At 47.7% G+C, this 24900-nt stretch carries 18 protein-coding genes and 1 riboswitch; of the genes, 5 read left to right on the forward strand and 13 right to left on the reverse strand.

Annotated elements, in window-relative coordinates; genetic code table 11:
- Position 1: 1 nt before the first annotated feature.
- Positions 2-514: a zinc uptake transcriptional repressor Zur gene (gene zur / locus Q1A40_RS08440; RefSeq protein WP_299999209.1), complete on the forward strand. Its 513-nt coding sequence runs from the start codon at positions 2-4 to the stop codon at positions 512-514.
- A 72-nt stretch (positions 515-586) separates the two neighbouring features.
- On the opposite strand, the gene dinF is transcribed toward zur, so the two are convergent.
- The 3 genes from dinF to Q1A40_RS08455 form a co-directional block, all read right to left on the reverse strand.
- Positions 587-1921 carry an MATE family efflux transporter DinF gene (dinF, locus tag Q1A40_RS08445; protein WP_299999211.1) on the reverse strand — a complete coding sequence of 445 codons (1335 nt, stop codon included), beginning with the start codon at positions 1919-1921 and terminating at the stop codon, positions 587-589.
- A 104-nt stretch (positions 1922-2025) separates the two neighbouring features.
- Positions 2026-2634 (reverse strand): transcriptional repressor LexA, encoded by a 609-nt coding sequence (lexA, locus tag Q1A40_RS08450; protein WP_299999213.1) that lies wholly within the window; start codon positions 2632-2634, stop codon positions 2026-2028.
- 118 nt (positions 2635-2752) lie between these two features.
- On the reverse strand, positions 2753-3121 hold the full coding sequence (locus Q1A40_RS08455; protein WP_299999215.1) for a diacylglycerol kinase: 369 nt from the start codon (positions 3119-3121) through the stop codon (positions 2753-2755).
- A 317-nt stretch (positions 3122-3438) separates the two neighbouring features.
- Between Q1A40_RS08455 and plsB the strand changes: the two genes are divergently transcribed.
- Positions 3439-5886, forward strand: a complete 2448-nt coding sequence (gene plsB, locus Q1A40_RS08460; protein WP_299999217.1) for a glycerol-3-phosphate 1-O-acyltransferase PlsB — start codon at positions 3439-3441, stop codon at positions 5884-5886.
- 64 nt (positions 5887-5950) lie between these two features.
- Here plsB and Q1A40_RS08465 read toward each other — a convergent pair whose 3' ends face one another.
- Complete coding sequence (locus tag Q1A40_RS08465) at positions 5951-6394, reverse strand: helix-turn-helix domain-containing protein (protein ID WP_299999218.1); 444 nt, start codon at positions 6392-6394, stop codon at positions 5951-5953.
- 99 nt (positions 6395-6493) lie between these two features.
- Between Q1A40_RS08465 and Q1A40_RS08470 the strand changes: the two genes are divergently transcribed.
- The gene (locus Q1A40_RS08470) at positions 6494-7693 is read left to right on the forward strand and encodes an MFS transporter (RefSeq protein WP_299999219.1); all 1200 of its coding nucleotides are present in this window, start codon (positions 6494-6496) and stop codon (positions 7691-7693) included.
- A gap of 44 nt (positions 7694-7737) precedes the next feature.
- Here Q1A40_RS08470 and ubiA read toward each other — a convergent pair whose 3' ends face one another.
- The 4 genes from ubiA to pgi all read right to left on the reverse strand — a co-directional run bounded on the left by ubiA (position 7738) and on the right by pgi (position 11800).
- Positions 7738-8610: a 4-hydroxybenzoate octaprenyltransferase gene (gene ubiA / locus Q1A40_RS08475; protein WP_299999221.1), complete on the reverse strand. Its 873-nt coding sequence runs from the start codon at positions 8608-8610 to the stop codon at positions 7738-7740.
- 3 nt (positions 8611-8613) lie between these two features.
- Positions 8614-9123 carry a chorismate lyase gene (gene ubiC, locus Q1A40_RS08480; protein ID WP_299999223.1) on the reverse strand — a complete coding sequence of 170 codons (510 nt, stop codon included), beginning with the start codon at positions 9121-9123 and terminating at the stop codon, positions 8614-8616.
- Between the two features lie 147 nt (positions 9124-9270).
- Positions 9271-9678 (reverse strand): phosphate-starvation-inducible protein PsiE, encoded by a 408-nt coding sequence (gene psiE, locus Q1A40_RS08485; RefSeq protein WP_299999225.1) that lies wholly within the window; start codon positions 9676-9678, stop codon positions 9271-9273.
- A gap of 472 nt (positions 9679-10150) precedes the next feature.
- Positions 10151-11800, reverse strand: coding sequence for a glucose-6-phosphate isomerase (gene pgi / locus Q1A40_RS08490; RefSeq protein WP_299999226.1), 1650 nt, complete (start codon positions 11798-11800; stop codon positions 10151-10153).
- A 361-nt stretch (positions 11801-12161) separates the two neighbouring features.
- A riboswitch (Lysine riboswitch) is annotated at positions 12162-12392 on the forward strand.
- Positions 12393-12490: 98 nt separating this feature from the next.
- On the opposite strand from pgi, the gene lysC reads away from it, so the two are divergent.
- The gene (lysC, locus tag Q1A40_RS08495) at positions 12491-13843 is read left to right on the forward strand and encodes a lysine-sensitive aspartokinase 3 (RefSeq protein WP_299999227.1); all 1353 of its coding nucleotides are present in this window, start codon (positions 12491-12493) and stop codon (positions 13841-13843) included.
- Positions 13844-14000: 157 nt separating this feature from the next.
- Positions 14001-14273: a DUF3811 domain-containing protein gene (locus Q1A40_RS08500; RefSeq protein WP_299999228.1), complete on the forward strand. Its 273-nt coding sequence runs from the start codon at positions 14001-14003 to the stop codon at positions 14271-14273.
- Between the two features lie 44 nt (positions 14274-14317).
- Here Q1A40_RS08500 and rluF read toward each other — a convergent pair whose 3' ends face one another.
- The 5 genes from rluF to Q1A40_RS08525 form a co-directional block, all read right to left on the reverse strand.
- Entirely contained in the window at positions 14318-15202 is an 885-nt protein-coding gene (rluF, locus tag Q1A40_RS08505; RefSeq protein ID WP_299999229.1) for a 23S rRNA pseudouridine(2604) synthase RluF, read from the reverse strand.
- Between the two features lie 124 nt (positions 15203-15326).
- Positions 15327-16961, reverse strand: a complete 1635-nt coding sequence (locus Q1A40_RS08510; protein WP_299999231.1) for a Na/Pi cotransporter family protein — start codon at positions 16959-16961, stop codon at positions 15327-15329.
- A gap of 232 nt (positions 16962-17193) precedes the next feature.
- Positions 17194-20877: a methionine synthase gene (metH, locus tag Q1A40_RS08515; protein ID WP_299999232.1), complete on the reverse strand. Its 3684-nt coding sequence runs from the start codon at positions 20875-20877 to the stop codon at positions 17194-17196.
- 164 nt (positions 20878-21041) lie between these two features.
- Positions 21042-21971, reverse strand: a complete 930-nt coding sequence (metA, locus tag Q1A40_RS08520) for a homoserine O-succinyltransferase (RefSeq protein ID WP_299999234.1) — start codon at positions 21969-21971, stop codon at positions 21042-21044.
- Between the two features lie 271 nt (positions 21972-22242).
- The gene (locus Q1A40_RS08525) at positions 22243-23202 is read right to left on the reverse strand and encodes a lytic polysaccharide monooxygenase (RefSeq protein WP_299999236.1); all 960 of its coding nucleotides are present in this window, start codon (positions 23200-23202) and stop codon (positions 22243-22245) included.
- Positions 23203-24900 lie beyond the last annotated feature (1698 nt).

Below are 24900 nucleotides of genomic sequence, written 5' to 3' on the forward strand. Positions count from 1 at the left end.
GATGGATACGACTACTGCTCAAAATATATTGGCGCAGGCTGAAAAGCTGTGTTTGCAACGTCATGTACGCCTGACCCCGCAACGTATGGAAGTACTGCGTTTGCTGGCAGAGCAAAGCGGAGCCATTAGTGCTTACGATCTGCTGGATTTACTGCGTGTCAGCGAGCCACAGGCAAAGCCGCCAACCGTTTATCGGGCGCTGGATTTCTTGCTGGAGCAGGGCTTTATTCACCGCGTAGAGTCCACCAATAGCTATGTGCTGTGTCATCTGATAGACCACCCGACGCACTCTTCAGCGATGTTTATTTGCGACAGATGTGGCGCCGTGAAAGAGCAGGCAGCCCAGGGCGTTGAGGATATTATGCATAAACTGGCCTCGCGCATTGGTTTTGCCCTGCACCATTCGGTTATGGAAGCCCATGGTTTATGCGCCGACTGCGCTGAAGTGGAAGCCTGCCACCATCGGGAAGAGTGCGGGCATGACCACAGTATTCAGGTGAAAAAGAAGCGTTAAGCTCAAAATAAAGGTACATCAGTTTGCCTCAAATACGTGACGCTGAGGAAAACTGATGTACCAGACCGAAGATCAGTGTGGGTTCACGCCATCAAACCAGGTATCGTTTTTCCAGTGCCGTCGCCAGATAAAGGCCAGAGAAAGTCCACGCAGAGATAAAAATACCGCCAGTGCCAGCCATAAGCCATGATTACCCAGCCAGGGCAAGGTGAACAGCGTCAGACCAAACCCTGCCGCCGCAATAGCCATACTGTTACGCATATCGGCGCCACGCGTTGCCCCAATAAACATACCGTCCAGCAAATAACACCATACTCCAACCAACGGCAAGATGACTTGCCACGGCAAATAGTGGTCTGCCAGTTGCCTGATTTCGGGTAATGAGGTCAGCAAAGCAATAATATATTGCCCCGTCAGCGCATAAATAACCGCAAACGCCAGAGCAACGAGCCCGGCTTGTCGGCAAGAGGCATACCAGACTTCACGTAAATGGCGAGTGTCTCGTGCACCGTAGGCTTGCCCGGAGTAAGCTTCAACAGAATACGCAAAACCGTCCAGCGCGTAGGCAGTAAAGGTCAGCAGCGTCATCAGTACCGCGTTAACGGCGACAATTTCGCCCCCCAGACGCGCACCAAAAATGGTGATACCCGCAAAACAGAGTTGCAGCAGCAGCGAGCGCAGCATGATATCGCGGTTAAGCGCCAGCAGACGACGGATATCGCCGCGCCAGCTATTTTTAAACATGCGCAGGGTTATACCGCGCAGCGTCATGACTTTTTTCACCATCAGTAAGCCGATGATAAAAGTGGCATACTCCGAAGCAACAGTTGCTAAAGCCGCCCCCTCGACCTTCATCTGCAAACCGATAATCAGCCAGAGATCGAGAGCAATATTTAACAGATTACCCACCACCAGCAGTATCACCGGCGCACGGGCATACTGAACCCCCAGCAACCAGCCAAGTAGCACCAGATTAGCCAGTGAAGCCGGTGCGCTTAACCAACGAATTTCCAGGAATGCGCGGGCCTGGGCTAATACCTCTTCGTTACCACCGACAATACGTAATGCCAGATCAATCAAAGGAGTCCGGAAGATAACTATCGCGATACCCGCAATCAGGGCCAGCAACAGTGGCTGGACTAACGCCCGGGCGAGACGTTCGGTATCTTTAGCGCCAAACGCCTGTGCCGTCATGCCGGTGGTGCTCATGCGTAAAAATAACAGCAACATAAACAAAAAACTGGTCGCCATCGTCCCGACAGCGACGCCACCCAGGTACACAGGACTTTCAAGATGACCAATAACGGCAATGCTCACTAACCCAAGCAAAGGAACAGAGATATTAGAGAAAATCATCGGCAGCGCCAGCCGCCATAGAGCACTGTCCGCAGAGGAGAAGAATCGCATAGCTGAGCCTAAGTTGAATCAGGTAGGGATTGCATTAAAGTGATGCAAGTTACGGTAACTGCATCACTTTAACTGATACGACTCATTGATACTATTAATTAATACTACAGCCATTCACCATTACGAATCACGCCAACGGCCAGACCTTCAATGGTGAAACTTTGCTGACGCAAGTCAACCACGATAGGCTGAAACTCGCTGTTTTCTGACAATAACTGAACAATATTGCCCTGCTTCTTCAGGCGTTTTACGGTGACTTCGTCATCAATACGGGCAACGACAACCTGTCCGTTACGCACATCCTGTGTTTTATGCACGGCCAGTAAATCACCGTCCAGAATACCGATGTCTTTCATTGACATACCGCTTACCCGCAGCAGGAAGTCAGCACCAGGTTTGAATAAGCCAGGATCAACCTGATAATGCCCTTCGATATGTTGCTGAGCTAACAGGGGTTCCCCGGCCGCAACGCGCCCAATCAGAGGCAAACCTTGTTCTTCTTCGACCAACAGGCGAATACCACGAGAGGCGCCAGAAACAATTTCGATAACCCCTTTACGCGCCAATGCTTTAAGGTGTTCTTCAGCCGCGTTGGGAGAACGAAACCCAAGACGCTGGGCAATTTCGGCACGCGTTGGTGGCATGCCAGTCTGGGTAATATGATCCCGAATAAGATCAAATACCTCTTGCTGCCTGGTAGTTAATGCTTTCATTCCGCCCCCTGGGTGTTTATACAGTTATGCTGTGAGTATATACAGCTAATGGCGAATATGAAACCCAAAATTAAGCGGAAACAGGCGAAAACAAGTGACTCAGGCAGTTTTGGGACCACTATCGGAAATGAGACCACAATAATGTTGCCCAGGTGACAGCGGCCAAAATAAGCGCTATCAATACAGCAGCAGATCCCATGTCTTTAGCACGCCCGGAAAGCTCATGATAATCAGTGCCAACCCGGTCAACCAAGGCTTCGATAGCACTGTTTAGGATCTCAACGATCATCACCAGCACCACGGACCCTATTAACAGAATACGGGTAACAGGAGAGACATCCAGCCAACAGGCCAGTACGATAGCAATAACCGTCATCACGCCTTCTTGCCGGAACGCCGCTTCATTGCGCCAGGCGGCTTTTAATCCTTGCCATGAATAACCTGCTGCCTTAATGATACGTGTGATGCCAGTGGTCTTACTCGCCATGAAAAGAGAACCTTTTTAAATTTTGAGCGTCAATGCTCGTAGGTTAAGAGCCTGTCCCATCAGGCGTATACTATTACTGTTAGCCCGGACTGCGCGGAAAATCCGCAATCAATACGCAGCTCGTAAAGGTTTTTAGCAAACCCCGGGCCAAAATGGCAAATAAAGCCTGATGGGATAGCCGCTAAGTTGACAACAAAAATAATTCGAATTACTTGTAGGTGCAGAGCAGGTACTCAACGATCCGGCCAGAAATTCTCTGGCGTTTCTGATATCCTTGCGCTGTTTTTGTATTATTAACCTGAGGCTGTACATCGTCTATGTCAGGCTGGTCACGAATTTACTATAAATTACTGAATTTACCATTACGTATATTGGTAAAAAGCAAGTCTATCCCTGCAGATCCTGTCTGCGAGCTGGGGTTGGATACCGCACGCCCAATAATGTATGTCTTGCCTTATAACTCTAAGGCCGACTTACTGACGCTACGCGCGCAATGTCTGGCCCATGACCTTCCGGACCCTTTGATCCCTCTGGAAATGGATGGCGTCTCTTTACCCCGTTACGTCTTTATTCACGGTGGGCCGCGTGTTTTCAGATATTACACGCCAAAAGAGGAGTCAATTAAGCTCTTCCACGACTACTTGGATCTGCATAATCGTAACCCTGGGCTGGATGTCCAGATGGTTCCGGTTTCGGTGATGTTTGGCCGCTCGCCTGGACGCGAAAAAGGGGAAGTTAATCCCCCCTTACGGACATTAAACGGCCTGCAAAAGTTTTTTGCCGTTTCCTGGCTGGGCCGCGATAGCTTTGTTCGTTTTTCCCCTCCTGTGTCACTGCGCCGTATGGCAGATGAACACGGCACGGATAAGTCAATTGCACAGAAACTGGCCCGTGTCGCGCGTACCCATTTTGCTCGTCAGCGTTTAGCCGCCGTCGGTCCGCGTCTGCCCGCTCGTCAGGCTTTGTTTAATAAACTCCTGGCCTCTAAAGCAATAGCGCGCGCCGTTGAAGATGAAGCCCGCAGTAAGAAAATCTCTCATGAAAAAGCGCAGCAGAATGCGATTGCGTTGATGGAAGAGATAGCCGCCAACTTCTCCTATGAAGCCGTGCGTCTGACGGACAGAATTCTCGGGCTGACATGGAACCGCTTATATAAAGGGATCAATGTCCATAACGCAGAACGCGTACGTCAGCTGGCACACGATGGGCATGAGATTGTCTATGTTCCCTGTCATCGTAGTCATATGGACTATTTGTTGTTGTCTTATGTGCTCTATCACCAAGGCTTGGTGCCACCGCATATTGCGGCCGGTATCAATCTGAATTTCTGGCCAGCAGGCCCGATTTTCCGCCGTCTGGGTGCCTTCTTTATTCGTCGAACCTTTAAAGGTAACAAGCTCTACTCCACCGTATTCCGTGAATATCTGGGTGAGCTGTTCAGCCGCGGTTACTCGGTTGAGTACTTTGTTGAAGGGGGTCGCTCTCGTACCGGTCGTTTGCTGGATCCGAAAACCGGAACGTTATCGATGACTATCCAGGCGATGTTACGGGGAGGAAATCGCCCTATTACTCTGGTACCGATTTATATCGGCTATGAGCATGTAATGGAAGTGGGTACCTATGCCAACGAATTGCGGGGAGCAACCAAAGAGAAAGAAAGCTTCCTGCAGATGGTCCGGGGGTTAAGCAAGCTGCGTAACCTGGGCCAGGGCTACGTTAACTTTGGTGAACCACTGCCCCTGATGACTTATCTCAACCAGCACGTTCCGGAATGGCGTGAATCAATTGACCCTATCGAATCTATTCGCCCGGCATGGCTGACACCCACGGTCAATCATATTGCTGCCGATTTGATGGTGAGAATTAATAACGCTGGCGCAGCCAATGCAATGAATTTATGTTGCACCGCGTTACTGGCCTCACGTCAGCGCTCACTGACGCGCGAGCAGTTAACCGCTCAGCTGGATTGTTATCTTGACTTGCTACATAACGTCCCTTACTCACCAGATGCTACAGCACCGACGATGAAAGCGGATGCGCTTATTGATCACGCTCTGCAGATGAATAAGTTCGAGCTGGAGAAAGATACCATCGGTGACATCATCATTCTGCCGCGCGAGCAGGCGGTACTGATGACCTATTACCGTAACAATATCATGCATATGCTGGTATTACCGTCGCTTATTGCCGCGATTATTACCCAACATAGCCAGCTTGCGCGTCAGGAATTAATGGCGCAGATAACCGTTATCTATCCGATGCTGAAAGCAGAGCTATTCCTGCGCTGGAATGAACAACAGCTGGAAACAGAGGTTGAAGCTTTACTGGCTGAACTGGTTCGCCAGCAGCTGGTCATTGTCGATGGCGACCAAATAGAGGCGAATCCCTCGCAGGCTCTGGTGCTGGAACTTCTGGCTGCAGGCGCACGTGAAACCTTACAACGCTATGCGATTACTTTCTGGTTACTCAGTACCAACCCGTCGATTAATCGCGGTACGCTGGAACGTGAAAGCCGTACACTGGCACAGCGCTTATCTGTACTCCACGGGATCAATGCCCCGGAGTTCTTTGACAAAGCGGTGTTTACTTCTCTGGTATTAACCCTGCGTGACGAAGGTTATATCAGTGATACCGGTGACGCAGAGCCCGTTGAGACGATCAAGGTGTATCAGATGCTGGCAGATTTAGTGACAGCTGAAGTCCGGTTGACGATTGAAAGCGTAACCACGCAGGATGCGGCTCCGACCCTCGCTGCCACAGTCTAGTTATTGAACAGAGGAAAAAGCGGGGAAACCCGCTTTTTTCTTTTATTCGCGATAACATTACAGCCTATATTTTTTGTACCTGAGTCATACCCGCGGTCAGTACACCACCAGTCTCGGTTACTGGCGTCATGTAGCTCACCGGATTACCAGTTTGTTTATCAATAAGCTCTGAATGGCGCTCATCAGGTAAGAATAAATGCAGCTCTCCCCACTGGCGCATCGCCACAATAACAGGAAACAGACTCTCCCCCTTGGCAGTGAGCACATACTCCTGATAGGCCGTACCATCTGAAGCGGCCTGCATTTCCAATACTCCAGCAATAACCAGTTTCTGCAGCCGATCCGATAAAATATTACGCGCCATACCCAGATTCCGCTGAAAGTCTCCGAAACGACGGATACCGTCAAAGGCATCACGTACGATCAGTAGTGACCAGCGATCGCCCACCAGACTTGCAGACCGCGCCACAGGGCAAGGCTCATAAGGCAAAGATTGTGGTGTAGACATAGTAACTCCCGAAGGCTGAATAACAGGTTGCATTTTAAAACCACTTATCCTAGCATTCAACCAGTTTCATTTCGAAACTTGTTGAGTGGAAATCAAATAATGAAAAGTACGTCTCGTCCCGGGCCGTTACCAGCAAGTCTGCTATGGCTGTTTGCCGTCGCCAGCGGTTTAAGCGTTGCCAGCGTCTACTATGCCCAGCCTTTGCTGGATATTCTGGCAGAAGATTTTACTATCAGCCGGGCCGCTATTGGTGGAGTGATAAGTGCTACGCAGGCAGGCTGTGCCGCAGCTTTGCTATTGCTGGTTCCACTGGGCGATCGCCTGGACAGACGCCATCTGATGACGTGCCAGCTCTTTGCTCTGGCGATCGCACTCGTCACCGTCGCGATGGCACAATCAACGCTGATATTACTGGTCGGTATGTTTGCCGTGGGTCTTCTGGGAACCGCGATGGCACAAGGTCTGATTGCCTATGCAGCAAGTGCAGCTTCTCCTGAAGAGCAAGGCCACGTGGTCGGTACAGCCCAGGGGGGTGTTTTTATTGGCCTGTTGCTGGCCAGAGTCTTTGCCGGCGGCGTAAGTGATATTGCAGGCTGGCGAGGCGTCTATTTTACCGCTGCGGTATTAATGATCGGGCTTGCTTTGCCTTTATGGCGCCAGTTACCTGTTCTGGCACCTGCCACACATAATTTAAGCTATCCGCGCCTGTTGGCTTCAATGCTGACGTTACTGCGCCAGCAACCAGTACTCCAGGTACGTGGCATTCTGGCATTACTGATGTTTGCCGCCTTTAATATATTCTGGAGCGCACTGGTGCTCCCGCTCAGCGCCCCTCCTTATGATTTTTCCCATACCCTGATTGGCGCTTTTGGTCTGGTCGGTGTGGTGGGTGCTCTCGCGGCAGCCCGGGCCGGGCGATGGGCTGACAGGGGTTATAGTCAACGGACCAGCGCAGCGGCACTAGCGTTATTGCTACTGGCATGGTGGCCATTATCCTTAATGGAACAGTCACTCTGGGCATTGGTCATTGGTATTATTTTACTCGACCTTGGCGGACAGGCGCTGCATGTCACCAATCAGAGCTTAATCTTTCGCACGACCTCAGGGGCACACAGCCGTATGGTGGGGCTCTATATGCTGTTTTATGCAGCAGGCAGTGGTCTGGGCGCAATTAGCACCACCTTTATGTATGCGCATACTGGCTGGGAGGGAGTCTGTCTGCTTGGTGCAGCTGTCAGTCTGGTGGCGGGACTCTTTTGGTGGTTTACCCGGGGGATAACAGCGGATAAGGCAGAATGATGGGACAACAAGCCGTCTGTGATAAAGACGGCTTGCCGGAAGTATCAGAAATGCAGGAAATTTACAGCAATGCCAATAAACAACACTAATCCGACATAGTTGTTATTCATAAAAGCCCGGAAGCATTCATTTCGCCCGCGGCGAGCAATCAATTTTTGCTGATGAATAAACAAAGCACCGGCCAGTAAAAGAGACCAGTAAAATACGCCATTTAGCCCATTCAGTACGCCAACAACCGCCATCAAAGCAATGACGGCTATTTGCAAGATACCGATGATTAACTTGTCTTGCTTACCAAACAAGATGGCGGTGGATTTAATACCAATTTTAAGGTCATCATCACGATCGACCATGGCATATTGAGTATCATAGGCCACCGTCCAGCAAATATTGGCAATAAACAATAACCAGCAAGTCAACGGAACAGACTCACCAACAGCAGAAAAAGCCATGGGTATTGACCAGCCAAAAGCAGCACCTAATACCACTTGGGGCAAATGGGTGTATCGCTTCATAAACGGATACATCCAGGCCAGAGCGAGCGCCGCTATTGATAACAGGATAGTCATCGTATTCAGTAAAAGCACCAGCAGAAACGCGAGCAATACCAGACTCACAAAAAGAATTTTTGCCTCTTTTTCGCTGACAGCTCCGCTAGGCATCGGTCGCTGGGCGGTACGTTTCACATGGCCGTCAAATTTACGATCGGCATAGTCATTAACAACGCATCCGGCAGCACGCATCAGCCAGACACCCGCCATAAAGATAGCCAGAATAGCCAGCGGTGGAACACCTGGAGTTGCCAGCCACAATGCCCATAATGTCGGCCATAACAGCAATAAGGTTCCAATAGGCTTATCGGTACGCATCAACTGATGATAGGCCCGTAATTTTTTCTGGTTCAGACTCCACGCCATTAACTATCTTTCCTCTTTATATAACGGAGAGTTCGGCAAGAAGAGTTCGGTAAGTAATAATGGCTTACCTGACAACCTCAAACGAGAACGTCGCCCCCATAGTGCTTCGCTACGCCCAACTTGAATATAATCACGTGTTAAAGAAGACGAGCTGAACAGATAACGTCCCAGCGGGGTACTACCCAATTGCTGTAACGCCAGTTCAGGCCCCTCGAGAGTACTTTCTGGCACCACTGTACGGGCCAGCAGCCAAGGCTCTTCATCTCCACAAAGTATAATTTCACGAAGCCAGTAACGTGAATCAAGCGGCAGCAGGCCAGCTTCTGGCAGAGAGTCGTCCTGAGAGATAAAGCCTTCCCGTACAATACGAACGGTGACCCGGGAGCAATACTGCTCGAAGCGCTTGGTCATCGAGTCTTCCAGCAATAACCAGTCAAGCCAGCCGGCACTCAGCTCCTGTGGAAGAACGTCGAAAAAATGTAAGGCGCGCAAAGGCGACAGCGCGTCGGTCATGAAAATATACTCCGCTACGATATCTGGCAGTATTGTAACGCAGAATCGCCTTTACAGGGCGGACAAGCAGAAAAAACGCATTAACAACTTAAAAAGACAAAGCTATCAGCTACGGATAGCTCATAAGGTAGCGGGACACTGGCAGGGTTATTCGCGTTTTAGTCTGCCGCTATTACACAACCACAGAGTGACAACCAGGATAAGGATCGCGCCAGAATAAATCAGAACATCCGATGGGGATTTATGATCGATGATGATCAGGCGAACAATGGCAGTAATCCCGATATAGACAAAGTAGCGCAGTGGAAAATGGTAGCCTGACTGAAAATATTTGACGATCAGGGCAAGAAATTCAAAATATAAGAAATAGACCAACAACGCTTCAATAAACATGTATTTACTGGCTTGTTCCGTTGGAGCGAACAAGACTTCCGCCATATGAAAGGTCTCTTTTCCAAGGAAAATAATCAGAATCACGGCAAGCATGAGCAATCCCAGATTAAGTACCGCCTGTAATCCCTTCGATACCCATTCACCGCGTGGCGTAGCTGGCATATAAAGCCTCTTTTATTGTAAGTATTAAGGGGATATTACAAGCTTAAAGTGTGATACACATCTAATTTTTTAACCCATATGCAATTTTTATTTTCATCAGGGGAAGCCATAGGCAGGCAGGGGCTGGGATTGCGACCGGGATTTAAGGCTTGAGATTTTATGTGACAAGCATCACAAAAAAGTTGATATTGGATAAAATAATGTGTATATTTTGTGCATTAGGTCACAAAAATAAATTCACTTGTTTAGGATGCCATCATGAAACTGATTAATAAAATCATTAACTCCTTCAACAACATCAACGTTTCTTTCGGTACCTTTAACCTGTAAGAAATTGCTGTTGTTGCCCCAGTCACAAACCACGTGAAATGGGTAAAATACGCAGACAAGAGGCTATTTGCGTAATACTTGTCGGCCGGTTTTTTAAGAAACCGCAATCTTTATAGATTGCGGTTTTTTTATGGAAAATCGGTTATGCACGCCATGCTTTGTAACGGTTAATCAGGCTATTGGTCGAACTATCATGACCTGTTACCTGCTGATCGTTATCCAGTTCTGGCAGAATACGGCTGGCAAGCTGCTTACCAAGCTCCACACCCCACTGGTCAAAGGTGAAGATATTCAGAATCGCACCCTGGGTGAAGATTTTATGCTCATAGATAGCGATCAGTGCGCCCAGGCTAAATGGTGTGATTTCACGCAGTAAAATAGAGTTGGTCGGACGGTTGCCTTCAAACACTTTAAACGGCACCACGTTTTCCAGAGTCTTAGGATCTTTACCCTGAGCAACAAATTCTTGTTCAACCACTTCGCGTGACTTGCCAAACGCCAGCGCTTCGGTCTGAGCAAAGAAGTTAGACAGCAACTTAGGATGATGATCTGACAGTGGGTTATGGCTGATAGCTGGCGCGATAAAATCGCAAGGGATCAGTTTGGTTCCCTGATGGATCAGCTGGTAGAAAGCATGCTGGCCATTGGTACCTGGTTCACCCCAAATGATAGGTCCGGTCTGGTAATCAACTGGCGCGCCAGTACGATCAACATATTTACCATTTGACTCCATATTACCCTGCTGGAAGTAAGCCGGGAAACGGTGCATATACTGATCGTATGGCAGAATAGCTTCAGTTTCAGCACCGAAGAAATTGTTATACCACAAACCAATCAGAGCCAGTAGAACCGGGATATTTTGCTCTGCCGGCGTTTCGGCAAAGTGCTTATCCATGGCATGTGCACCGCTCAGTAATTCAACAAAGTTGTCATAACCAACGGACAGAATAATCGACAGACCAATCGCTGACCACAGGGAGTAACGTCCACCCACCCAGTCCCAGAATTCAAACATGTTGGCGGTATCAATGCCGAACTCACCCACAGCCTGGCCGTTGGTCGACAGCGCAGCAAAGTGTTTAGCGACATGTTGCTCATCAACGGCCGCTTTCAGGAACCAGTCACGCGCACTGTGCGCATTGGTCATAGTTTCCTGAGTAGTAAAGGTCTTAGAAGCAACCAGGAACAGCGTCGTTTCCGGGTTAAGGTTTTTCAGAACTTCAACGATTTGCGTACCATCGACGTTGGAAACAAAGTGCATATTCAGGTGATTTTTATACGGACGCAGTGCTTCGGTGACCATAAATGGACCGAGATCCGAACCACCAATACCAATGTTCACCACATCAGTAATGGATTTACCGGTATAACCCTTCCAGTGGCCGCTAATGATATTTTCTGAGAAGGATTTCATCTTCTCCAGCACCGCATTCACTTCTGGCATCACGTCTTTGCCATCGACCAGAATAGGTGTATTGCTGCGGTTACGCAGTGCGACATGGAGTACTGCACGGTCTTCGGTACGGTTAATTTTTTCGCCCGCAAACATAGACTTGATAGCACTTTGCAGGTCGGTTTCTTTCGCCAGAGCCTGGAGTTTTTCAAGAGTTTCGCTGGTAATGCGGTTTTTAGAGAAGTCTACCAGGATGGAATCATTGAAAGTGGCAGAAAATTTTGCGAAGCGATCATTATCTTGTGCGAATAGTTCGGCAAGGGTGACATCTTTAAGTTCTTCATAGTGATCCTGAAGTGACTGCCAGGCTTTGGTATGCGTTGGGTTAATATTTTTCATAGCAATACTCATGTGATTTAAGAATCGGAACTCTTTTGATTGTAACGTCTACTGGCAAAAATTGTGACGCTTTTCATATTCAGTTTATACCCAAAATAATTCGAGTGACTTGTAAGCGCGAAGTGAGGCGCGGCGATGGGCACAGATAAACTATGTGATTCGACGCATCTCACGCACGCAACCCCCAAGCAACTTGAAGTATGACGGGCATATGCGTTATCTATTTCAAATATACCTGTCAATGTATAGGAGTTATTAGTTAAATTCCTGCACCCCTGCTGCCGATAAATAATCCGTATAATCCCGACGTTGACATCCCCCCAATTAACCTTTATTTATTAGGGCCTAACCTGTGCTTGCACAGGCCAGAAGAGGCGCGTTACCCAGGTAATATATCGTAGGAGCCAATCCTGTGATGATATATAAGGGGGAGTAACGCCGAGATGATGCAACGCATGGTAACGTTCATCATCGGCCACAGGGGCTGAATCCTCTGGGTTGTCACCCTGGATGTTCGTTAACGAACGTTTTATAACCGACTTACTGAGTCCACGTTCTGAGTCGGTCAACAAGGTGGAGCACTTCTGGGTGAATCCGTAGTCGTCTGCGTCCACCCCGTATATCGCTCTTTCCTTGTGCCAAGGCTGAATCATTTTTGCCAGAAATCTGGCACCCTGACACGAGGTAGTTATGTCTCAAATAGTAGTCGCCAAATTTGGTGGTACCAGCGTTGCCAATTTCGAGGCGATGAATCGTAGTGCCGATGTTGTTCTCTCTGACAGCCAAGTCCGCGTTGTCGTGCTGTCTGCTTCCGCAGGCGTAACAAATTTACTGGTTGCACTGGCTGAAGGGCTTGAGCCTGCCGCACGTCAGGAAAACCTCGAGACGCTGCGTAAAATTCAGTACAACATCATTGAGCACCTTGTTCAGCCAGAAGTGATCAGCGAAGAAATTGATCGTCTGCTTGAAAATATTTCGACACTGGCAGAAGCTGCGTCTCTGGCAACCTCTAACGCATTGACCGACGAACTGGTCAGCCACGGTGAGCTCATGTCCACCCTGCTGTTCGTTGAAATCATGCGTCAGCGTGATATCAATGTGCAGTGGTTCGATGTGCGTAAAGTCATGCGCACAAGTGACCGCTTTGGTCGCGCCGAACCAGATGTTGCCGCGGTAGGACAACGGGTTGCTCAACATTTAGCGCCACATTTATCCACGTCATTGGTTATTACCCAAGGCTTTATTGGTAGCGAAGAAAAAGGGCGCACCACGACACTGGGTCGTGGCGGTAGCGACTACACTGCAGCCTTGCTGGGTGAAGCACTTCATGCTGCACGAGTCGATATCTGGACCGATGTTCCGGGGATCTATACTACCGATCCGCGCGTTGTTCCTGCTGCCAAACGTATCGACAAAATTGCTTTTGAAGAAGCGGCTGAAATGGCCACTTTTGGCGCCAAGGTTTTACACCCTGCGACGCTGATGCCTGCGGTACGCAGTGATATCCCGGTATTCGTGGGTTCAAGTAAAGATCCAGCAGCAGGTGGCACTTTGGTCTGCAATAAAACCGAGAACCCACCGCTTTTCCGTGCTCTTGCCCTGCGTCGTAAACAGACTCTGCTGACGCTGCATAGCCTGAATATGCTGCACTCACGCGGTTTCCTCGCTGAGGTATTCAGCATTCTGGCTCGTCATAACATTTCTGTGGACTTAATTACCACTTCTGAAGTGAGCGTAGCCCTGACACTGGATACCACCGGCTCAACCTCAACAGGTGACAGCCTGCTGACCTCTGCCCTGCTAACCGAACTGTCTGCATTATGCCGCGTTGAAGTGGAAGAGAATCAGGCGCTAATCGCGATTATCGGTAATAAACTGTCTAAAGCGTGTGGCGTAGGAAAAGAGGTGTTCGGTGTACTTGAACCCTTCAATATCCGTATGATCTGCTACGGCGCATCCAGCTATAATCTGTGCTTCCTGGTTCCGGGAGATGACGCAGAAAAAGTCGTGCAAGAGCTACACCGTAATCTGTTTGAGCAATAAGTCACAACAGAAAAACCTTACAGAAGGCCGAACAACAGTTCGGCCTTTTTATTTTTCCACGTCAGCAGCAGCACGAACTCACGATTGGTGTTATGTTGATGTGGACAGAACCTGCGTTGTTTTACGCCAAAGAACCGTTCTCTAAGAGGTCGTACAGATGTCCACAGTCAGACTGACACAGAAAGATATGACGGAAAGGGAGCAGCGTGAACTTAAAACGTTGCTGGATCGCGCACGCATTGCTCAGGGTCGCCCATTGACCAACTCAGAAACAAACCAGGTAAAAAAAGAATATATCGATAAGCTAATGGCTGAACGTGAGTTAGCAGCCAAAAAAGCCCGCCAGCTTAAGAAGAAAAATTCATTGAAACCAGATACTTCAGCCTCATACTCATGGTCAGCAAATAATCATACACGTGGAAAGCGGTGATTTATCTGAGAGGGGAAAGAGTGATTGGCTCCCCTCTCAACCTGTTAGCGACCTTTCTTTTTCCGTCCAGGTGAAGTGAAACGCTTGCGTGAAGCTAACTCGGCAGGGGTCTTAGCCATATTTTTAGCGCCACCAACAGCCGGTTTTTTTGCCACTGAAGCGGTGGTTTTCGCTTTTGCCTTAGCAGGTTTCGCTGCTTTGTCCTCTGAGCTGGAGTTTTCGATCAGCTTAAACAGCTCAATTAATTCATCATCACTCAGGTCTCGCCATTCCCCCAGAGGAAGCCCGGACAGACCTACGTTCATAATACGTGTACGCTCAAGTTTGGTGACTTCATAGCCAAAATGCTCGCACATGCGACGGATCTGGCGATTGAGTCCTTGCACCAGCGTAATACGGAAAACAAAAGGGGCTTCTTTTTTAACCTTGCACTTCTTGGTAACCGTTCCGAGGATTGGTACTCCGCGGCTCATACCAAGAATGAATTCATCAGTAACCAGTTTGTTCACTGTCACCAGGTACTCTTTTTCGTGGTCATTACCGGCACGTAAGATCTTATTAACCAGATCACCGTGGTTAGTCAGAAAAATCAACCCCTGGGAATCTTTATCAAGACGACCAATCGGAAAGACGCGTTTACTGTGATTAACAAAATCGACAATGTTATCGCGTTCACCGTCTTCCGTGGTACTGACAATACCCACCGGCTTATTCAGTGCAATCAGGACGAGATCCTCTTCCTGACGGGGTTCAATGAGCTGACCATTCACTTTTACGCTATCACCAGCCAGCACCTGATCGCCAATCTTGGCACGTTTACCGTTAATGAAAACCAGCCCCTGCTCAATAAAACGATCGGCTTCACGACGCGAGCAAATACCGCTCTCGCTAATATATTTATTAAGACGAATAGATGAGTCAGTCAGCATGGTTCCTCCGCAAAACCAGGACTATACCTTACCCGCGGGACCTTGCGAATAAGGCGGATAAAAATTGTTTGAATATCATGGTTGCTCAGAGAAAAGAGCCTGCCTGTCAGACTCCTTCTGAGCATTATGAATCGCTATCTCGCTCATCATCTTCATCAGGCTGATTCATCACGCTGTAGGCAACCGTACAGAACAGGGAGTTCAGTCTGTTCATGTCTCCCAGTAAACCTAAGTGCAGTGAGCTGGTTTCAATACTCTGGACGTTTTGCTGATGCAAACGGTCAACATGTGCATGAGAATAACGACGGTTCATGATACGAAAACGGTGTTTATTCCGTCGCAAACGCCGGGCACTGTTAATATCTCGGGAGAAAAAGACCGACATACTCAACTGTAAATTACTGAGCAACTGCTGATACAGGCTATCGAGTTCTTTCAATCCATCAGCAGAAAAAGCACGACGTGCCGTCAGTGATTTATCCGCCACAGCGCTTCCCATACGTTCAATAATATCTGATGCCTGTTCAAGGTTAAGCGAGATTTCAATGATCTCAGCCCAACGGCGTGATTCCTCTTCAGATAAACCGTCTCTCGGCATCTGGGCCAGGTAGAGTTTAATTCCGGTATAGAGAATATTGACATCGTCCGCCTGTTTACGGAGCTCTTTTTCTTCACGGAGTTCACCCTGAACAACCTTACGCCAGCTATCCAGCATTTGCTCCAGTACATCACCCATTCGCAGGGTCTCGCGCGTGGCATTAACCAATCCCAGAGCCGGAATTTCAAGATCGGCGGGATCCAGATGTTTAAGTTTCATCCGCGCATCAACTTCTGGAGTTTCACGGATCACCCGCCGACAGAAACGCGCCATCGGATCCGCAAAAGGCACCATAGCAAGACAACGAATGATGTTATAGAACACATGGAAATAAATCACTAAATCAGCCTGCCCCAGGGGCAATCGCTGCATTTGTGCTGCCAGCACATGAACAAAAGGCAGGACTATCACACCGCCCACTAGCTTAAATAACAGGCTTCCCAGTGCGACCCGGCGAGCAGCTGCATTCGCCGCACTGTTATTAATCATTGCCAGTAAACCAGAACCCAGGTTCGCACCAATCACCAGACACAGTGCCACGTCAAAGGAGATAATACCGGTTGCCGTCAGTGTGGCCGTCAGTAGCACCGCAGCCAGACTGGAATAGGTGATAATGGCAAATATTGCCCCGATCAGGGCATCAAGCATGATATCCCCTGTCAGTGACGCAAAAATAACTTTGATACCCGAAGCTTGAGTAATTGGCGTTACCGCAGTGACGATCAGTTCAAGTGCCAGTAATACCAGGCCCAAACCAATACCAACCCGTCCCAATTGCCCGGCACGGCTCTGCTTACGGCTCAGAAAGATAACCACGCCAATAAAAATAAGCAGAGGGGAAAGCCAGGAGAGATCGAATGTCAGCACGCGAGCCATCAGTGCGGTACCCACATCTGCGCCAAGAACAATCACCAGAGCAGGAGTCAGGGCAACCAAGTCCTGGGCAACAAAAGAAGTCACCAGCATGGTGGTGGCATTACTACTTTGTACCAGTGCCGTTACACCGATCCCTGCACAAAAGGCGACAGGTTTCTTTTCTACGCTACGGCTTAAGACACTGCGCAGATTTGCCCCATATACGCGCATAATTCCGGTACGAACAATATGAGTGCCCCATACTAATAGAGCGACGGCAGAAAGTAGGTGTAACAACGTTAGCACGGATGCAAATTCTCCTTATATTTCTGGTTATTCCTGATAAAACTGTTTTTTACACCCTCAATATAAAGGGTTTAGTGCAAGAAAGAGACAACGGGATAGAAAGGATATTTTTGAGAAGATAACGTGATTCGATACGGTACAAACGGGGTAACATCATCAGTTAAAAACCAAGGAGAAATGACATTTCCCCTTGGTCATTATATCTGGATTAACAGTCTCAACTCAATATAGATTAATCTGCATCATAGCCCAGATTCGACGCCAGCCAGCGTTCAACCTCACTGATGCTCATTCCCTTACGTTGAGCATAGTCTTCAACCTGGTCTCGCTGAATTTGTGCCACCGCAAAATACTTACTTTCTGGATGGCTGAAATACCAGCCTGAGACCGAGGCTCCAGGCCACATGGCATAGGACTCGGTTAACTGCATACCAGTCACTTTCTCTACATCCAGTAATTTCCATATAGCCGCTTTTTCCGTGTGTTCAGGACAAGCCGGATAGCCAGGAGCCGGACGAATGCCTTGATAATTCTCACGGATCAATTCTTCATTACTGAGATTTTCATCCGGAGCATAGCCCCAGTAAACCTTGCGTACCTGCTCATGAAGATATTCAGCAAAAGCTTCGGCCAGACGATCGGCTATCGCTTTGATCATAATTTTATTGTAGTCATCATGCTGGGCGTCATATGCCTCTGCCAGGGCATCCTCTTCCATGCCTCCTGTGACCGCAAAAGCACCAATGTAATCTGCTCTGCCACTCTCTTTTGGCGCAACAAAGTCAGCCAGACAGTAGTTAGCAAAATCCGTTTTCTCGGTCTGCTGGCGCAAATGGTGTCCGACGATGAGTACTTCTTCGCGGGTTTCATCCCGATAAATTTCGACATCGTCTGCAACCCGATTTGCAGGAAACAGTCCCATCACTCCACGAGGGACCAGAGTTTTGGTGTCATGCAGCATATCAAGCATCTCATTAGCATCATGAAAGAGCCTCTTCGCCTCTTCACCGACCACTTCATCTTCCAGAATTCGTGGATATTTTCCTGCCAGAGACCAGGTCATAAAAAAGGGCGTCCAGTCGATATACGGACGAAGTGTTGCAATATCAACGGTGACTTTTTGTACGCCCAGTTGCTGTGCTATCGGTGGGGTATAAGTCTCCCAGTCAAAGACTGAGGCATTAGCACGAGCGGTCGCCAATGAAACCGGAGGTGTACGCGGTTTTTTACGTGCATGCTGGATACGCACCGTTTCGTACTCTTTACGCATCCTGGCAACAAAGTCATCCCGTAATGTATCTGACAGTAAGGATGAAACCACACCCACAGTACGTGAGGCATTCTGCACATATACCGTTGGACCACTGTAGTTCTGTTCAATTTTTACTGCGGTATGGGCTTTTGAGGTTGTTGCGCCCCCAATCAGTAATGGAATAGTAAAACCCTGGCGTTCCATCTCTTTCGCCACGTTAACCATTTCATCCAGCGACGGGGTTATCAGACCGGATAAACCAATTAAATCAGCATTCACTTCACGTGCTGTTTTAAGGATTTTCTCCGCAGGTACCATCACGCCGAGGTCAATAATTTCATAGTTATTACATTGCAGTACCACACCAACGATATTTTTACCGATATCGTGTACATCCCCCTTCACGGTGGCAATAACCATTTTACCGTTGGTACTGCCTTTCTCTTTGCTCGCTTCAATATAGGGCTCAAGATAAGCGACAGCTTGTTTCATTACTCGCGCTGACTTAACCACTTGCGGCAGGAACATTTTGCCTTCACCAAATAAATCACCCACTACGTTCATACCAGCCATCAGCGGGCCTTCAATTACCTCTATCGGGCGGCTCGCCTGCTGACGGGCTTCTTCCGTGTCGGACTCAATAAATTCTGTAATTCCTTTAACCAACGCATATTCCAGACGCTTTTCTACTTCCCAACTGCGCCATTCTGCTTGCTGGGCATTCGCACTGTCATCGCTTTTGCTTCCACGGTAACGTTCAGCTAAATCCAGCAGACGCTCTGTTCCGTCATCACGGCGATTCAGAATCACGTCTTCCACCGCGTCCCGTAACTCGGTTGGAAGATCGTCATAAATTGCCAGCTGTCCGGCGTTAACGATTCCCATATCCATGCCATTACGAATAGCGTAATACAAGAAAACTGCATGGATAGCTTCACGTACCGGATCATTGCCACGGAATGAGAAAGAGACGTTCGAGACTCCTCCCGAGATCATGGCGTGCGGAAGTTCACGCTTGATGTCTTCACAAGCGCCGATAAAATCCTGGGCGTAGTTATTGTGCTCTTCAATACCGGTGGCAACCGCAAAGATATTGGGGTCAAAAATAATATCTTCTGGCGGGAAACCAACCTCTTCGGTAAGAATTTTATACGCACGACGGCAAATCTCAATTTTACGCTCGCGAGTATCGGCCTGCCCGACTTCATCAAATGCCATCACGACCATGGCGGCACCATAACGACGAACCAGTTTTGCGTGATACGTAAATGCCTCAACGCCTTCTTTCATCGAGACAGAGTTAACGATGCCTTTACCCTGGATGCATTTCAGTCCTTTTTCGATAACCTCCCACTTCGAGGAGTCAATCATAATCGGAACACGGGCAATATCTGGCTCACCGGCAATCAGATTCAGGAAACGAACCATCGCGGCTTCGGCGTCCAGCATCCCTTCGTCCATATTGATATCGATGATTTGGGCACCGCTTTCTACCTGTTGTAGTGCGACTTCCAGCGCTTCGTTATATTTTTCTTCTTTGATCAGACGTTTAAATTTGGCAGAACCGGTAACGTTGGTTCTTTCTCCTACGTTCACAAACAGGCTATCGGCACCAATATTCAGTGGTTCCAGCCCCGCAAGACGGCAAGAAACAGGTAAGTCCGGCAACTGACGTGGGGCAACACCTTCAACAGCCTGACTCATGGCGGCAATATGCTCAGGTGTAGTACCGCAACAACCACCGATAATATTCAGGAAACCGGCATGAGCCCACTCCCCGACTTGCTCTGCCATCGTCGCGGCATCCAAGTCATATTCCCCAAAAGCATTAGGGAGCCCGGCATTTGGATGGGCGGTAACATAGGTCTCAGAGATACGCGATAACTCAGCCACGTACTGACGTAACTCATCGGGTCCCAGCGCGCAGTTAAGTCCAAAAGTCAGGGCGTCGGCATGGCGCAAGGAATTATAAAAGGCTTCTGTTGTTTGCCCTGAAAGCGTACGTCCGGAAGCATCAGTGATAGTCCCGGAAATCATGATCGGTAACTCAATGCCTAAAGCATCAAATTCAGCTTTAACAGCGAAGATAGCCGCTTTTGCATTCAGGGTATCGAAAATAGTTTCAATCATAATTAAGTCAGCACCGCCTTTAACTAGCGCACGCGTTGACTCACGGTAAGCTTCGACCAGTTGATCAAAAGTGACGTTACGGAATGCCGGATCGTTAACATCAGGCGAAATAGACGCGGTACGGTTGGTCGGACCAAGCACGCCGGCAACATAACGGGGTTTTTCAGGAGTACGGGTCGTCCATTCGTCAGCACAAGCACGCGCCAGCCTGGCGGCTTCATAGTTAATTTCTGCCGACAGAGATTCCATTTGATAGTCTGCCATCGCGATCGTCGTCGAGTTAAAGGTATTCGTTTCGACAATATCTGCTCCGGCTGCAAAGTAAGCAGAATGAATTTCGGCTATCATTTCTGGCTTACTGAGTACCAGTAAGTCATTATTCCCTTTCAGGTCACAGGGCCATTGTGCAAAACGCTCCCCCCGAAAGTCACTCTCATCCAAGCGATAGCTCTGGATCATGGTACCCATACCACCATCCAGCACCAGGATGCGCTCGCTTAGCTGACGTTTTAATTGTTCGACTTTGTTGCTCAACTCGGGACTCCTGGGGTTAACTTGGCAAGGTACAGATCTCACTTTCATATCTGTACCCTGGAGTGATTATCTGAAGATGAAAAGACCTACATATCATACTGTCATATATTGCAGCAGGCTAAAAGCGATGAACTCACCTCACCGCCAGCCACTGTATGAAGGGTTTAATCGAGCGTAGGATTCATATGACGTAAATCGAATGGTGTGATCTGATAAACGTAATAATTCAACCAGTTAGTAAATAGTAAATTACCGTGACTACGCCAGGTTCCACGCGGTGTGTTCGCTGGGTCATTGTCCGGGAAATAGTTATAAGGTATTTCTGGCTCAAGCCCGGCCTCCAGGTCACGGAAATACTCACCAGATAGCGTCAAAGCATCATATTCCGGATGGCCAGTGACAAAGGCAATACGTTTGTCTTTGCTGGCAAACAGATAGGCGTCACCGCTCTCAGACTCAGCAAATATCTCCAGATCGGTATGATTACGAATCAACTCTGCCGGGAAGTCTGCATAACGTGAATGCGGGGCAAGGAACGAGTCATCAAATCCGCGAGTGAAGAGCGCGTGTGGGTGGGTAATATTATGTTTATAAATCCCTGAGAGCTTTTCATTACGCGTTTGTTTTGGAATACCGTAGAGAATATTGAGGGCCGCCTGTACAGCCCAACAGACAAAGAGCGTTGAGGTGACATGGTCCTTCGCCCACAGCAGTATCTGTTGAATTTGCGGCCAGTAGGCTACGTCGTTAAATTCAACTAATCCCAATGGGGCACCGGTCACGATTAAGCCATCGAAGTTATCGTCTTTAATATCGTCGAAGTTACAGTAAAAGTTATTGAGATGCTCAGCAGGTGTATTACGTGACTCACGTGCATCGATACGTAATAGCTGAATATCAACCTGTAATGGCGAGTTAGAAAGCAAACGCAGAAACTGATTCTCCGTCTCAATTTTTTTCGGCATCAAATTCAGTATCAGTACCTTCAGTGGACGGATTTCCTGATTGCTCGCACGTGAGGTTGTCATAACAAAGACATTCTCTTCGCGCAGAAAGTTGACGGCAGGTAACTCGTCTTGCACACGAATCGGCATAACCTTATATCCTCAAAGCATACGTTTAAACGTTTAGACATCCAGATGCCTAACAATATCGAGTTTATACTATGATGTCGAGTCTATCGCCTGAAGGTGAAAATGTTTCATTTAAAGAATATGATTTTTTATCAGAAAAAAGATATCACGATGGGCATCGTTGTCTGGGTAATGAGAAGGGGTTTCTTCAGTGAATCAGGCAAACAGCTGACAGACATTAACTATACAATTACGCTCCTCTCTCCCTGAACAAGGAAGAGAGGATACCTAATCAGCTAACAAATCGCCAAAGCGTATTAGCGATGCCAGGGGCCCAGCCACTATTAGAGGTATGCGCCTGTGTGCAGACATAAAGATTATCACGGTAGATTACATAATCACCAACATTGTACCTTACACTATTTGGCGACCATACTTCTGGAGGGTTATGACCACCACCTTCACCTCCATTACCACCGCCATTGCCGCCTCCATTGCCGCCTCCATTGCCTCCATTACCACCGCCATTGCCGCCTTCACCACCACCTTCACCGTCAAAATCCAAGTCGAAAGCCTGATAGAACCCCATCCCGGTATCAGCAATAATCCATACACATAAGAGTACCTGATACCCTGTTCTGTCGGGTAAAACAACGCTAAGATCACTCCATGGAGCCATAACTTGATCGCTATAACTCCAAAAGGGTGCATTTGGATTAAAATCGCTGTAAATCGGTTCCAGCTCGAAAGAGGCTCGTGTCAGACGCTGAGTAGGATCCCAATTCTGTTTGGTAATATACCAACGATAGCCACGTGTTTTATGGGCCGCATGGTAAGTCCATGTTGCATAGAAAGTACTTCCACTTGCAACAGGCAATTTTGGCCATCCTCCCTGTATACCTGCTAAACTTAGCAACTCTTGATCGGTATAATTTACCGCGATACGGCCATTATCCGTTCGCCCACCGCTTATAATCAATCCATCCTCGGGAGGTGTGGCACTTTCTACATCCGAATAAAAGGCCTCTTCATCCCCCTGTCTGACAAACTGTCCTCCAGTATAGTTCGGGAAGTTCTTCCCACCTTCCATTTCATTTGCTGGCCAACCTGCCGAAAGTTTTCCTTTTGATATTAAAAAGCCTGAACGAGATAATGGTTTCGTAATATAGCCGTGAAAAGGTTGAATATCTTCAAAAAAGTTTTCTTTCCGAGGAGTAATATTACTTAATACGTTTTTTATTTTTCTGGACATAAAAACCTCTTGATATAAATAAAATAATTGGTTGATAGGTACATTCAGATTAAATACATGCTATTTCTGACAATAAAAAATAGTATTAACACTAATAACTGCCACTTATTTTATTAAAAAAGTGATATAAACAACGGGAAAAACAACAGAATGAAACACACAATAAATCAATGTATTATGATATTAATTACCAATCAGGCATTGATGATAAATGTTTAACGACACAGTATGATGATAAAAAATTATCTATAGTTATGAAATAACTAAAAGATAAAACGACTTTATCTATATAGCCTGAATGAATTTTATTTATGTAAAGTAAGATCTGCAAATAGAGTCATCGAGGGAACTGACGACAACATAAGTATTTATCATGCCACTAAATAGAAAGCAACAACTTTAACGACTAAAATATCATTCATCACAAAATAATGATACAAAATCACAGAAAGATAAAAAATGTTAAGTATTCAACCACAAAGCAAGATACTCATTGCTGCATAAACAACAAAACACAACAATAACGCAATGATCTTACACAGTTTTTGTCTATATACTGTCAGTTCAGTGTGGGGAATGCCGTAGCACTACCATCTGCAATCTGCATTGACTGCTTTGCAAGCCGATTCCGATACTAATCCACCGATTAGTTTACACAGGAATAGCAGCCTCATTATCTGAAATATAAATATCCTCGGTAATATTTTTTCCTGTACTATCAGTAATATTATTTACGTTCGTTATAAGAGGAGATGTTTCAAGATGACTTGATGTTATTACTTTATTATCGGTTTAATCTGTACTAATTAATAATCCTGAAATCATACAGCTGAAACACTTTGCATAATATCGTCGACACTGAAAATAATTCGAGTTATTTGTAGGCGCACTTCACGCACGCAACACCCAAGTAACTTGAAATATGACGGATATATTTCAATATTAACGAGTCATTTAAAACTATTAACTCAGTTTAAAAATCACCGATGACATTAAATAATATCTTTCCAAATATATAAATATTAGGTGTCTACAGGGTGTTATCCTGAAACATGCAACTATGGCGTGAAATATACCTTGTTTGCACCCTTTCTCACATGGGGAGACCCCACACCACCCTCGGCCGGGGCGTTTCACTTCTGAGTTCGGCATGGGGCGGTGGGACCACCACGCTAAAGCCGCCCATCCTTTGTCTTTTACCCTGATACCGCGCTGGCTGCACTCGTTCAGCTCGGTCACATACCGGTGTATGCTCCTTCGCTGCCCTTCTTTGCCGCCTTGTCTCAGGGCAAAATCCGGCGGACGGCAGGTATTTTCTGGTGCCCGGAACGCAAAAAACCCCAGTCTTTCGACTGGGGTTCTTGCTTATTTGATGCCTGGCAGTTCCCTGGACTCGCATGGGGAGACCCCACACTACCATCGGCGCATGGCGTTTCACTTCTGAGTTCGGCCCGTCCTGTGTCTTTTGCACTGATACCACGTTGGCTGCACTCGTTCAGCTCAGTCACATACCGGTGTATGCTCCTTCGCTGCCCTCCTTTGCCGCCTTGTCTCAGGGCAAAATCCGGCGGACGCCAGGTATTTCCTGATGCTCAGAACGCAAAAAACCCCAGCCTTTCGACTGGGGTTTCTGCTTATTTGATGTCTGACAGTTCCCTACTCTCGCATGGGGAGACCCCACACTACCATCGGCGCTAC

This window comes from uncultured Cedecea sp., assembly GCF_947498825.1.
Lineage (GTDB): Bacteria > Pseudomonadota > Gammaproteobacteria > Enterobacterales > Enterobacteriaceae > JGM124.